This is a genomic window from Kangiella sp., from assembly GCF_048265365.1.
Classification (GTDB): Bacteria; Pseudomonadota; Gammaproteobacteria; order Enterobacterales; family Kangiellaceae; genus Kangiella.
The window spans coordinates 1-14,250 of sequence record NZ_JBLXBT010000017.1 but is presented as its reverse complement, the minus strand read 5'-3'; the positions used below and the strand labels follow the sequence as shown (position 1 = coordinate 14,250).

The window sequence follows — 14,250 nt, the reverse complement described above, 5'->3', positions numbered from 1 at the left end:
ATAATGGCCATGACATCACTCGACGCACCATAGTGTTGATTCATGAAGGCAATGTCTTGGTTATAACGGCTGTCTTTGCGTAATTCAGGAGCACCTTGGTCTAGATCACCGATCTTTAATTGGGTGCTCATGGCAAAAGCGCCTACCGTAAGAATAAAACCACCAATCAAAGCAAACATAGCCCATTTACGCTGGGTAAACTTATCTAAGAACACCCATAATGTCGGTATTTTTTTCGTGCTGTTTTGATCAATATCATTCACCACACTACGTTGTGCTGCTTTTTCACCAACACCAACATAAGACAACATAATGGGCAAAAGAATAAGGTTAGTGAAGATCAGTACAGCAACCCCGATGGAAGCCGCAATGGCTAACTCTTGAATTACCTTAATATCGATCACTAACAACACAGCAAAGCCAACGGCATCAGCCAACAACGCCGTTAATCCTGCAAGAAACAAACGTCTAAAGGTAAAACGTGCCGCCACTAGCTTGTCAAAGCCACGGCCAACATCCTGCATAATGCCATTCATTTTCTGCGCGCCATGGCTCATACCAATCGCGAACACCAGAAAAGGTACTAAGATAGAGTACGGATCTAAGACATAACCTAGTGTAGGCAAAATACCCAACTGCCATACCACCGCTAATAAAGAAGCAAATACCACTAAGAAGGTTGAGCGTACACAACGGGTATACCAAAACACCATAATGGTCGCGATCACTACCGCCAATGCGAAGAACCACAAAACCGCTTGAACACCTTCAATCAAGTCACCCATTACCTTGGTAAAACCGGTAATATGGATTTCCAAACCTTCTGCTTGATACTTAGTCCGTAGGTCTTCAAGCACCTTGGAATACTTTGCGTAATCTAACGCTTCCCCAGTGGCATCTTGATTCAGCAATGGCATGTAGATGATAGTGGATTCTTCATCCGCCGCGATCAATTGACCAATTTGCCCAGAGCGCGCTACGTTAGCTTTTAGAATTTGCAAACTAGCAGGAGAGCCATCATAACCTTCCGGAATGACAGGACCGCCATCCAAGCCTTCTTCAGTAACGCCAATCCAACGTGTAGAAGGCGTCCATAACGATTTCATCTGTACACGATCGACACCAGGCAATAAAAACACTTCATCGCTCAGTTGACGTAATAACTCTAGATAGTGAGCGTCATAAATGCTGCCATTAGGATTAACAACAGCAATCCGTAACGCATTGCCCAACCCTGTTAGTTCATTTTCATATTTCAGATAATTTTGAATATACGCTTGATGCGTAGGTAGCGTTTTTTCAAAGCTTGCATTAATGGTTAACTTCGTCGCTTGCCAACCTAATAACCCAGTCACCAAGGCACAAATGATAATAACGACGAAACGATGATTGAATAACACCCGCTCAATAAAAGAACCAGAATTCGGGTCGAACTTATCTTCGGGTGAAGTGGCAGTAGACGCATGATGTTTCATTTGAAATCTCCTACATCAATAAAGACAGGCCCATTGATGCTTAAAGCCAGTACACTACCGTTCGCTTTTTCTAGAATATTGGTTAAAGGTGGAAGGCGCTTACGGGTAAGTGGAACCAGTCGATTTTCTCTCAAACCAAGCAAAATTCCCGCTTGATTCGCCATGATTACTTGGCCATCAGAATGAATAAAAGAGGTCATAATCGACGAACTAATAGGATTTTTAATATCTTTCCAGTGTTGACCATTGTCATCAGATACCAAGGTATTACCTCGTAAACCAGCCAGCACTATTTCATCTTGCTCACGCAGCTGAGCAGTAAAAAAGCTGCCTTCATAAGGCGTTTCGATGGTTTCGAACGACTGACCATCGTCCAAGGAAAGTGCGACGAAACCTTGCTCGCCTGCAACCAGTATGCGCTCACCTTGTTTACGGATGCTGTATAAGTGCAACCCAAATAGATTATCAATTCGATCCATCCAAGATGTCCAAGACTGGCCACCATCAATGCTTTCAAAGGCAAAGCCATAAGCGCCAACCACCACAAGGTGATCTCTTCCAAGTACCAACAAATCTAAAAAAGGTTTGTCTGGGCCATCGGCAATCAGGAATTTGGCCTGACGAATCGATTCTTCGTCTTTAGATTCTTCAGCTTGTTGTAGTAGTTTTTCTGCTAGCTGTTGACCATTCAGCTGTACTTTCCAATCGTTACCACCATTTGTCGTACGTAACACAATTCCACCATGACCAATGATGTAGCCATTTTCATCATCAAAAAAACTTACTCCAGTCAGAGTCACACTGACTGGAGAAGCCAACTGATACCAGCTTTTGCCATCGTCATCGGAGCGCAAAATCAAACCGCGCTCACCAACAGCAACAAAATAATCACCGACAGATGTCACTGACAATAAAACAGAATGCGCACCCAAATCAGAGACAATAGCAGGACGATCGATAGCATCGGCAACGGCTGCAATAACGCCTTCAATTCTAAAAAGTAAAAAAGCCATCAGAGTGAGCACCGTGAACTTAGGTAAAAAACTCACTATGCTCGGTCTCTCTTTCTTCTGCTTAGACATTATCCACCTCACGCCACAGACTCAGATTGAATAACATCTGCTCTGCGCTGAAAGACACGAATAAAACACACAAGTGAAATCGTACCGAACACCAAAGCGGCGATACCAATACCTTGATAACCAACAAATTTAATAATGGTACCACCCAAGATTGGACCAACTGCCGCTCCAATCATCAGCATCGCAGGGGTTGCCGCCATGGCACGACCAGACTCATCTAAACGAGCTAATAAGCCAAAAACAAAGGTATGAGTGAATATCATCAAGGAGACAAAACAAGATGCTGAAGCAGCATAAAAAGCAAAGCTACTTGCATTCATCATAATATTAGACAAGATAATTTGTAGAACAGGGCCTGTGCATAAAACCACACGGGCAGAAAGACGTTTTTCAAAAATACCAGCGGACGCCGCTGCGACAATGTTAATCACTGTAAGTACGATTAAAACTAACGTCACAGAATCGGCGGAAAATCCTCTATCGTTTCCTACTCGTTCCATAAAGCTAAACGTCATGGCTTGAGTCACTGCCATTAAGCTAATGCCCACAATACCATACCAAACGCTAGACGGAATTTTCGTTACTACCTGTTTGGCATTCTCACTGTCTTCTTCATCAGGAACCAAAGAAGGAAAGGCAACAGCACAAACAAAAGCAGCAAACGCCATAATGCCACCAAAGATAATGAACAATGAATGTCCACCCACTGCCTTGGTAATATTGGGTGTTGCGCCCATAAAGACGAACGCCATAATACCTAAAGTGAGTCCGGCAATAGCAAACAATCTGTGTGGATTTGCTCCTCGAGCAAAGGTTCCATGGGCCATACTTAGTGCAGCACTTGAGCTAATACCCGCTAAAAGATGCAAAATAGCTAATTGCACATAGTCATTGGTTTGAGAAGCCGCAAAGAAACATAAGCCAGAGGTAAGAAAACCAACACTGGTAACCATACGTCGATTTAATGTTTTAAAACGAGGAGCGATTAATACACTTGCGCAAACAGCACCAATTAAAAATAACGTGACTAGGCCGCCCGCTTGCTGACTATCAAATTGATAAGAAGCAACTAAAATCCCTACCCACAAAGGTAACGCCACTAGGTCTAGCATGCCGGCACAATGGGAAACCATCAAAGCAAAATTGCCTTTAAATCCAAAACGATGGCTCATCGTACACCTCCCATATGAAAGGTCGCTTCTCTTCGATCCGTAAAGCAAAAAATCCCGTATCTCACAGATATCATCAACATACTATTACCATCCACTTTGTTTATTGTTATTTCGTGGTAGCGGCATAACACCACTTTCCAGCTTACTATGGCGCTGCGGTAAAACATTCTGCAACAGCGCCAAAAAAGCTTTTTCTATTATAAAATTACTCGTAATCGCCATTTTGAGGCGTGTCTTTTCCAGGAGACCATTTATTTCTGTAACGTAGTAAAAAAGCTTGAGAGTTATCTGCCCCCATCGGGAACGCACGAGGACTCCAGTTTTTATCATGCAAATCCATGTCGGCATCCATCTCGATATGGCATGCAAACGGACTGTTGAAATACCAGAACCAGTTTGATCCCATAATATGGCGACCTGGCCCCCAAAAAGCCTGATAGCCCTTTTCAATAAACTGAGAGCCGTTTTGCATTACTTCAGTGGGACCAGCAAAATGGAAGGTGAAATGTTCGACACCTTGCATAAACGCTGGCGCACCAATCAAGAAATGTGTGTGGTGATCTAATGTGCCTGCTGGCTGTAAAAACGGACCCGCCCCTTCGAATCTATCTGTGCAACGGAAGCCTAAACGCTCAACATAAAATGCTTCAGCTTTAACGGGATCAGGTACAAAATACACAATATGAGACAAGGTTCTAGGACGAATTGGACCCGCATCTAATTGCACCGCTCGATGATTAACAGGTCGTTGAAATGGAGAACCTGGAACATTGGAGATTTCACCTGCCAAGTTCAACTCTTTACGAGTCGTCACCTGAAAGCCAATCACAAAACCGGAATCATCCGTAGACTCAATAGAACCATCCGCCAGTGTACGAACTTCTCGATCTTTGCTCAGCTCTGCACGAATCGCGTCGATCGTCTCTTGATCAGCAACTCCCATTACGGTTTTGCGCATCATGCAGCCATTACCAATACTGGCAGGAATACTTTCATCCGAGGCATGAGCCAAAACAACAGCGGTGCCATCTAATGCCTCAAAACGCCCACCTGTTTCAGTTACATCAACAGGAAGCAAACCGTAATCTGTTAAAAAGGTCGCACAAGAAGCAACATCTTCAACACCAAAAATGATGGTCTCTAAACCAACTATCTTCATTATTTATTTCCTCTATACGATTAGGTCGTAAGACCACTCAATATCTCTGCAACCCAATCGGCGATATATGCTCCAGCAGTGGCAGAATCATTAAAACTTGAACGTTTACAAACAGCTTGATTTGTAAAGCAAAGCCCTATAAATCAAATCAAAACCTGTATCAAAGGACGAGCGTAGCCAAAAGGGGTAAGGCTGCGCCCTCCCTCTGATACAAAGGTAATTGGATTAACCGAGTATTAATTAAATGAAACTATCGAGTGCCCTGACGCGCTAGGCCTTGACCTGTAAATGTACTGGTTGGAAAACGCTCTACAGGCCTATTTTGTGAAGACTTATCATTCATCATGTTTGCTACATAAGCCTCGCCGGATAACAAATTATAGAAACCAAAGGTTTGCGGAATCGTTCCTGGGAACTCAGGCATGATGTAGTTAAACTGCCATAGTGTTTTCCATAACTCACCATTCGAGTCCCAACGATCAGCCAAAGATGCCTGCCAAGTATCTTCATCTAGATAGTATTTACTGCGTACTGCTTGATGGCGTTTGCCCTCTGCAAGCGTTGCTTCAACAACCCAAACGCGATGTAATTCCCAACGTACAGCATCTGGATTCAAGTGATTTCCAGTAATGGCTTGTGCATCGCTGTATTGTAAAAAGCGGTTTTCGTTATAAGGAATGAGTATTTCTTTTTTACCTAACAATTTCCAATCAAACACTTCAGTAGTACCAGAAAATACGCTCAACTCATCGAAAGACATTAAACCAGCCGTCGCAGGAGTTGGCGTGTCACAGCAAGCATTTGGAAGTTTACGTACACGACGCTGACCCGTTAAATACACATAAGATTGAGTTTTATCTTCATCGACGTTGTTTCTCCCAGCAATACGTTCTCCCGCACGAATTGGCGGTCCGTAGTTTTCAAGGTTTACTTCCCAGAAATAGCCATCAAATTCTTCGCTTGAGCCTTCCTGAAAGTAATAAGGCATTTGGTTCTTCAATAGACCATCCGTTGTCAAAACAACTTTGCCACTTGATGTAATTTGATACTGGTTGATATCCGCTTCCCAGCTCACACCACGCCAAGACAAACGGTGATTGTTAATAGCTTCTAGACCATTTTGAGGAATCGGAAATGGGATACCTGCATAAGCACCACTAATCTTGTGACCATCCATTTTTGCCTTCAGAGCATTTTGTACTGTGTAGTTGTATACCCACTCTGGTGCTGTCGCCGTTCTATGAGTTTGGTAAACATCTAGACGATAAGTATCTGGATACTTTTGTAGCATCGCCTTTACACCATCGGTTAACTTATCAGCATATTTATCCATATTCGCTGCAGTAACTGTATATAACGGCTTCTCACTAGCGAAAGGATCTAAGCGCTTGCCACCCAATATTTCACCTTTTATTGGATCATTAAAACCGCCGGTCCAAGCAGGGATAGAGCCATCACTGTTGCCTGCTTTTTCACCACCAAAAGGGGTCAAATCGGCACCCAATCGAGCGGCTTGCTCTGGGCTAACAGCGGCATAAGAAGCCAGTGAAAAACAACCTAGTACTGCAGAGGTAACTAAAATACTAAGAGAGTGTTTTTTATTGTTATACATCATCATTCTCCAAAAAATTAAAAGGTGGTGCTTACAGAAGCAGAGATAAAATCTCGATCTTTTTGCGACTGCTTGTACGTTGCGTTATTTGAACTATCATTGAATAGCCCTTCATCTCCTAAATATTTGATATAGCTCAAAGAGGCATTCCAACGATTTAAATAAACAGCATTAACGCCAACGTTAATATCACCACCATCATCAACACCAAAAGACGAACCTAACGCCGAAGATTTACCCCAAGTATGGCCAATACCAATAGAAGGACTTAGATCAACTCCATCGAAAGCTTGTCGATACATCGGCGAATAAACCATTTTTATGCCAACAGCAGATTTGTCGGCGTTAGGGTTTAACTTGTCTTCATTTTGAGTAGTTTTTACGCGAGTGTTCCAAGCAATTTCACCAACAAAACTGGACTCTTTAGATAGGAAATTCGACCCTAAACTCGCCAACCAAGAGAATTGAGCATGAGCTGTCTCACCGATGGCATATCCAGGATTTTTATCGTTGTCGTATTGCACACCTGACGTTGTTATCGATGTAGAAGCACTCGCAAGAGGTGCATTTACACGATATGAAATTTCACCGGCCAAGCTCCAAATCCCAACGGTTTTTGCCATACTGGCACCATAGGCTTCAATGCCTTTGGCATAAGCCCATTTGTATTGACTAGGATGGAAAGAAGCATCCAAAATGGTATACATATTACTTGGGGAGCTAGAATCAAAACGAATTGCGTACAAACCAAAGTCCGCATCAAGGTCATAATCACTCCATTTAAGTTGTAGACCGTATTGACCGGAGTCAGAACCTTCATCATCAGAGGTGTGTGTTGCTGTGTATGGTCCCGCAAGTAGTTTTTCACCTTCTAATGTATCTCCAGTAGAAAGATAAGAACCTGCAGGAAGGAAGCGAGATTTCTCCCACTCATAACCCACATAAGCACCTAAAGAGGCCGTTTCAGAAATAGGAATATCAATCGAAACCTTGCCTGTCGGTCTCATTGTTTCTTTAAAAGTAGAGTTAGGCACAGATGATAACTTCACCACATCAACAGGCCCTTGACCTCCAGCAATACCGTTAGAGCCAAAAAACAAACTTTCGCCCCACAACAAGCTATGGCGCCCAACACGAATCGTGCCTTCCATTCCATTCATCACAGGGAATCGTGAATAAACAAAAGCATCAAGGATTTCGGCATCTCCACCCATGGTTTTTTTGGTGGTGTCTGAGAATTCACTGGCAGGGGTGTGGTTTGAACTTGTGCTGGTATTGTCCGTATCTTGATGATAAACATCGTCGTACCAAGCAGCACCACTAATACGAACACCGGCATTTTTATAAGACAGGTCAAATTCGGAAAATAGATCTAAACGACTTGAAACCAACCCTTTATCAAAGTTGTTATCACCATCGTTATAATTAGCTGCACCACTTCCTTGAGTTAAACCTGAAGAGGCATCCTTGGTACGAAAAGCAGTACTGTATTTGACGGTATTACCTAGACTGACCCTTAAGTCAGAATTATCTGTTTCTATTTCAAATCCATAGGCAGTAGAAGTACTAGAAACAATGGCAATAGCCAATGCTTTTAGCCGAAATGGCGTCGAGTTGATTATTTTCACTTGTTCTTCCTCTCAAATTTTATTTTTATGTTTTTAAGAACAAGCTCAATGTAAATCACTAAAACCTTTCAGGAAAATCCTTTAAATTGAATCGACCGTTCGATACTATCGAATGATGAAAATAAAAATAACCAGTGATAAGAGATCTTAAAATGCGCTTTAAAAAACTTGATCTAAACTTACTTGTGGCATTAGACACCCTATTAACCGAACAGAGCATTACCAAAGGCGCAGAAAAGCTCAATATGAGTCCTTCAGCGCTAAGCAACTCTTTATCAAGATTAAGAGAGTATTTTGAAGATGATCTGCTAACACAAATCGGTCGAAGAATGGTCATTACTCCTCTAGGAGAAAACCTAAAAGTCAGTGTTCGTAACGCCTTAAACAACATCGAAAGTACGATTCTGGTACAACCGAGTTTTGACCCCAAAACCACGGATCGAATCTTTAGCATTTTCTGCTCAGATTACACCCAAACTGTACTGATTCCTCACGCATTAGAGATAGTAGGAAAGCAAAAAAGCACGGCTCGCTTTCAACTCTTAGCCCAAGTTGCAAACAACCCACACGAACAACTCGAACAAGGGAAAGCCGATTTGCTTATTATTCCGTCCGATTTTATGTCTACGGAACATCCTAGCGACATACTGTACGAAGAAGAATTTGTTTGTGTTGTATGGAAACATAGCAAGATTGCAGCAGGAGAATTGACTGCAGAAAAATACGCAGCGGCAGGCCACGTACTAATGCGACCAGAGGCAACTAAAAGAGATTTTTTTGGAACTTTATTTGCACAGAAATACGGTATTAAGCGCCACGTAATCGCCACAACCTTCAGCTTTGCTTCTCTACCTGCACTGGTGATAGGTTCAGAAAATATCGCCACTATTCACGCGAGATTAGCGAAAAAAATGGCTAAGGTTTGGCCACTTAAAATATTACCTTTACCTTTTGATGTTCCCCCAATGAAACAATGCGCACAATGGCATCAATACCGAAACAATGATGAAGGGCTAATTTGGTTACGAAATACACTAAAACAAGCGGCAATTAATATGGATATAGAGTAAACGACACTCTGTCGTTCGACAGAGCTCTCGATTGGGACACCCTTTCACAATGCGCACTGACTGAACAGCAGTGCGCTACGTTTTGCGCTAGAGTGTTAGGCATTTTTCATGGATTAAATCTTGAAAAATGCCTACATCTCACAACATTCACTCAGTTATCAATAATGGCGACAGCACGAGTCCAGCCAGCGGAACCACCACGCACCTTATGAGGAAAACAGGACACGGTATAACCAAAAGCAGGCAAAGCTTCGAGGTTATGTAGTTTTTCCAAATGACAATAACCGATGTCTCTACCAGCTTTATGCCCTTCCCAGATAAGAGAGTTATCACCGGTTTCTGCAACGCGTTTAGCGGTATGGCTAAAAGGTGCATCCCATGACCAAGCATCGGTACCAGTAACTCGCACACCTCGCTCTAGTAAATACATAGTGGCTTCATAGCCCATACCACAACCGATATTACAAAAATTGGGGTCCCCTACCGCCATACCTGCTGCCGTATTAACCAACACAATATCCATAGGCTGCAGCTCATAGCCAATGCGTTTCAACTCTGCCTCGACATCCGCTGCGGTAACGACATAACCGTCTTCAAAGTGGCGAAAATCCAGTTTTACTCCGGGACGAAAACACCAATCCAGCGGCACTTCATCAATGGTAATCGCCCTTTCGCCATTATTCATAGTAGGATGAAAATGCCAAGGAGCGTCCAAATGTGTGCCATTATGGGTCGTGAGCTTCACTGTTTCAGCCGCAGCAAACCCGTGACCACCAGGAAACTCATTTGCTGCCACACCTGGGAAAAAGTGATTCGCTTCTGGGACAGTTTCCTCATGCGTCTGATAGGTGATTTCTGGGCGCATAAACGGCGGATCGGTAATGACATCATTCTCAAGATAAATTGATAGATCAATAAATTGACGTGACATAGCGCTCTTACCCCTGTTTTCCGCCTAGTGTTTTAGCGAACCAATCTGCAATGTAATCACAACCGAAACTCATATTATCGGCACCAACATGCTCGACGCCGCCTTCTCGATCGGTAAAGATTTTAAATTCACGATTGGGTGAATTAACAAGCTGGTCATAACTTTGATAAGCGTAATCAAGACTAATTTGACGATCTTTTTCACCATGCGTAACAAGGAAAGGAACCTTTATTTTTTCCATAACGCCATTCAGGTTCATACCTTCCGCTTTGGCAAAAAAATCGTCCATATCGGTCGCGCCAAATACCCACATAACATGCGCCCAGTAATGCGGAACAGGGTTTTCGCCCTCACGCTTCAGACGTTTCTGCTGCACTTCTGCCCAGTTGTGATTCGCCCCCCATACCGCACCCGACGCAAATCTAGGTTCGAAAGCAACGGCTCGCGGCGCAAAATGCCCACCTAGCGATATACCCGTCATGCCAATACGAGCAGCATCAACATCATCTTGCTGTTCTAACCAATCAACGGCTTTTGACGCCCAAACTTCACTATTCGCTACCGCTGGCAGCCCATATGTACGCAAAGTTTCACCTGTTCCAGGCTGATCAACGCAAAGGGTTGATATGCCTCGTTTCGCCAATGCTTGCGGTAGGTTTGACCAATACAGCATCTCTTTACAGCTATCCAGACCGTTACAATAAACGACGGTAGGATGAGGACCTTCTCCAGGCGCTCGAACATACAAAGCCGGCATGGTTCCGCCATTTTCTAGAGGAACCTTTACGTATTCACAATTATCCTGACTCAATAGAATACTTTTGCGGAAAGTAGACTGTGCCTTATTCCATGTCGCCATACGATTGGGATGGCCCTGCCCCTGCATTCTCTCTGCCACCATGAGATACAGAGCCGCTCTTTTTAATTTACTGCCCGCAGAAAAATAGCACCCCGCCGCCTCATCTTCATCGGCTAGACCAATTAGCTTGTCAGCCATTTTCACCCACTGCTTTAGAAACTCATCCGTACCTGCGTCATCCCCGTTCTCTGCGGCCTCGCGTAATGGTTTACACATATCAATGATTTCGCCAATCTTAGCTCCGCTTTCTACCGCAATAGAAACCGATAAGTTCCATACATAATTCGGAAAGTATTCAAATAACGCCATATTAAAACCTCTAATTTTTATAATAGTGCTAAATCATTTATTGACCCATAAAAGTCTTAAATATTGATATAAAGTAATTTCACAACCAATAGAACTCATCCAAATTCATTTAAAAAACTTTAAACCTACAGTAAAATCGGATAAATCAACAAAAACTCTCATAAAACTAGATCAATCGATATAAACAATGAATTATCAATTTAAAAACACATTCAATATAAACCACTTCATATTTTCACAAAAAACCTTTAAACAGAATCAACCTTTCGATTTGATCGAAAGGTCTTAAAAACCTCTTACACATTTATAAAAATAGGGTACTAGACCCCAATGCTTTAATACTATTTGGCACACTAATAACTTAAAACATCTTCAATATTGCTTTACGTTATGAGTAAAATCTTCGTCTTATCTCTTGCTTCACTTTTTTCATTGGCAATTGATGACTCAACAAGCCTATGGTTTCTGACATTTTCGGCACAGCATGAGAAAAGTGCACTTTGAAACCATCGCATAGATAGTTTCGGTTTAACAAGCCATCACTAGAAGACTCAAAGCGATGCTTTGGGCAGCCGCCATGACACACGGAGCGCACCTCACATTGATGGCAATCAACACTGATATTGTTGAGTTTGTCTTGCCCAAATTTGAGATTCTGCGGAAGATTTACTAGATTAATTAGCGATGTTTCATTTACGTTGCCTAACTTATGCTCAGGGTAAACGTAGTGATCGCATGAATAGACATCACCATTTGATTCCATTGCTAAACCATTACCGCACGTTTCACTAAACACACAAGCTCCCAGACGACCAACAAGCTGACTCATAGTTTGCTCAAAGTTCATCACAAAGACATCGCCCAAATCGTTTTGAATCCAATGGTCAAAAATCGTATTCAAAAACTTGCCATACGCTTTAGCTGGGACAGACCATTCAGCAAGGTTTGACTCACCAGAAAATGTCGGTTGAATCAAGGTTAAGCCATGGCTATCTGGGACAATGGCTTTACGCTCAACTAAGGGGATGAATTGCATATATCGACTGCCAATACGTTTTAGAAACGCATACACATTCAATGGCCGCTTAACGTTTTCTGCATTCACGACCGTTAACGTATTAAAGTCCACATTGTGTTTTTTGAGCAGCGCAACACCCTTCAATGTTTCGTCAAAGGTACTCTTACCTTTACGGGAAAGACGATAAGTATCGTTACTAATCCGATCCCCATCGATAGAAACACCAATTAAAAAATGGTGTTCTTTGAAAAATAAAGCCCATTCCTTATCAAGTAAAGTCGCATTGGTTTGCAAGGAATTAGTCACTGTTTTATAACCACGATAGTGCTCTTGAAAAGCTATTGCCTGACGAAAGAAATCCACCCCTAACAGCGTGGGTTCACCTCCCTGCCATACAAAATCAATAACCTCTCCTTGCTGAGACTGAATTTGATCACGTATGTAATTTTCTAGCGTGGTATTGCTCATACGCCACTGTTTTTTTCTATCTGGGTAAAGATGCTCTTTCTCCAGGTAAAAACAGTATGTACAGTCAATATTGCAGACCGAACTGCTTGGTTTGGCCATGACACCGAAGTGGTTTATTCGCTCTATTGCCTTGTGACTCACCATATCGCTAACAACCATCTTATCTGCCGTTATAAGAAGCAGCATGCTCCACGACGTTATTTTGGCGAATGTATTCGCGGAACTCTTCTTTCATATCAGCCAACAATTCGGGATATTGAGCTGACAAGTCATTAGTTTCCCCACGATCTTTAGAAATATCATACAAGGCAAAAGGAACATCCTTTGTGAGCACAGGTGTACCATTCAAAGGCGCTTGCTGACTCAACTTCCATTTCCCCCGAATGACATAACTCGCGCCCATTAACTCATCGGCTAACACAGTATCGTCAGAATGCACTTGAGTAAAAGCATCGGGTTGCTGCAAAGCCGATAAAAAAGAGGCCCCCATCGGTGCATATATGGACTTTCCTTTATAACGATCACCCGGCATATTCACACCAGCCGCTTCTAAAAAAGTAGGCAAAATATCTGTTACCTGCATTCGCGCAGATGACGTAGGTTTGCTTTCTGTCTGTCCAGCTAATTTAATGATCAGTGGTGAAGAAGTGCCGCCTTCAGCTCCAGTAAAGCCTTTAAATAAACGAAATGGAGCCGCACTCACTTCAGCCCAACGCGGCCCATATGCCACAGCGGATCCAGGCTTACCCATGTTTTCTAATGAATTATCGACGGCTGTATTAGGAATTTTTGGCAAATAAGCAGAAGCTCCTTCAGCGCCATTATCGGACATAAAAACAATGAGCGTATTTTCATACTCACCAATATCCTTCAAATGCGACACTAAACGACCAATGTGTCGATCTAGATTACTCACCATAGCAGCGTAAATTTCCATCGACTTCGCTTCTATCAACTTTTCTTCAGAACTTAACGCATTCCAACGCTTTGGACCAACAGACTCACTGGCCACTTGATTAACCGCAGCCATCAATCCCAAGGACTTCATTCTGGCAATACGCTTTTCTCTAATCACGTCATAGCCTTCATCATACCGACCTTTTTGAGCATCAATGTCCTCTTGAGGTGCTTGTAATGGCCAATGTGGAGCCGTATAGGCTGCGTAGGCAAAGAAAGGTTTACCATCGCCACGACTCGAATCAATATAGTCAATTAGCTTATTGGTATAGAACTCCGTGGAATAAAAGTCTTTTGGCAGCATGTTAGCTGGAAACACACGATCGTCTTCGGCATACATGGTGATATCAAGTGGAGTGGGGGGCGTGGAAGGTGCAAAATGCGATCCTCCTCCATTTACCAATATAAATGATTTATCAAACCCACGTGCATATGGCAAAGCGCTTTTATTTATTCTGTACCACGTTTTATGATCTTTATCTGGCGCTTTAACATCGTATGCCAAATGCC

The 14,250-nt window shown here is 42.7% G+C and carries 11 protein-coding genes; 1 reads left to right on the top strand and 10 read right to left on the bottom strand.

What is annotated here, in order from left to right; translation table 11 throughout:
- From ACN0VI_RS15095 to ACN0VI_RS15070, 6 genes are all read right to left on the bottom strand, one after another.
- Window positions 1–1,475 (bottom strand): efflux RND transporter permease subunit (locus tag ACN0VI_RS15095; protein ID WP_417447370.1); only part of this gene is annotated, 1,475 nt, incomplete at its 3' end.
- Window positions 1,472–2,557, bottom strand: a complete 1,086-nt coding sequence (locus ACN0VI_RS15090) for a WD40/YVTN/BNR-like repeat-containing protein (protein WP_417447369.1) — start codon at window positions 2,555–2,557, stop codon at window positions 1,472–1,474. The genes ACN0VI_RS15090 and ACN0VI_RS15095, both read right to left, overlap by 4 nt.
- A gap of 8 nt (window positions 2,558–2,565) precedes the next feature.
- Complete coding sequence (locus ACN0VI_RS15085; protein WP_265216827.1) at window positions 2,566–3,729, bottom strand: MFS transporter; 1,164 nt, start codon at window positions 3,727–3,729, stop codon at window positions 2,566–2,568.
- Between the two features lie 205 nt (window positions 3,730–3,934).
- On the bottom strand, window positions 3,935–4,888 hold the full coding sequence (locus ACN0VI_RS15080) for a VOC family protein (protein ID WP_417447368.1): 954 nt from the start codon (window positions 4,886–4,888) through the stop codon (window positions 3,935–3,937).
- Between the two features lie 250 nt (window positions 4,889–5,138).
- A complete protein-coding gene (locus ACN0VI_RS15075) occupies window positions 5,139–6,500 on the bottom strand; it encodes a DUF1329 domain-containing protein (protein ID WP_417447367.1) in 1,362 nt (453 codons plus the stop codon).
- Between the two features lie 17 nt (window positions 6,501–6,517).
- Entirely contained in the window at window positions 6,518–8,128 is a 1,611-nt protein-coding gene (locus ACN0VI_RS15070) for a DUF1302 domain-containing protein (protein WP_100636380.1), read from the bottom strand.
- A 152-nt stretch (window positions 8,129–8,280) separates the two neighbouring features.
- Here ACN0VI_RS15070 and ACN0VI_RS15065 point away from each other — a divergent pair, with 152 nt between their 5' ends.
- Entirely contained in the window at window positions 8,281–9,198 is a 918-nt protein-coding gene (locus tag ACN0VI_RS15065; protein WP_265216822.1) for a LysR family transcriptional regulator, read from the top strand.
- 151 nt (window positions 9,199–9,349) lie between these two features.
- On the opposite strand, the gene ACN0VI_RS15060 is transcribed toward ACN0VI_RS15065, so the two are convergent.
- The 4 genes from ACN0VI_RS15060 to ACN0VI_RS15045 all read right to left on the bottom strand — a co-directional run.
- Window positions 9,350–10,129, bottom strand: coding sequence for a cyclase family protein (locus ACN0VI_RS15060; RefSeq protein WP_417447366.1), 780 nt, complete (start codon window positions 10,127–10,129; stop codon window positions 9,350–9,352).
- A gap of 7 nt (window positions 10,130–10,136) precedes the next feature.
- Window positions 10,137–11,297 (bottom strand): alpha/beta hydrolase family protein, encoded by a 1,161-nt coding sequence (locus tag ACN0VI_RS15055; protein WP_417447365.1) that lies wholly within the window; start codon window positions 11,295–11,297, stop codon window positions 10,137–10,139.
- A gap of 388 nt (window positions 11,298–11,685) precedes the next feature.
- Window positions 11,686–12,942 (bottom strand): anaerobic sulfatase maturase, encoded by a 1,257-nt coding sequence (locus ACN0VI_RS15050; protein ID WP_417447364.1) that lies wholly within the window; start codon window positions 12,940–12,942, stop codon window positions 11,686–11,688.
- Between the two features lies 1 nt (window position 12,943).
- On the bottom strand, window positions 12,944–14,250 hold a 1,307-nt coding region (locus ACN0VI_RS15045), incomplete at its 5' end, for a sulfatase-like hydrolase/transferase (RefSeq protein ID WP_417447363.1).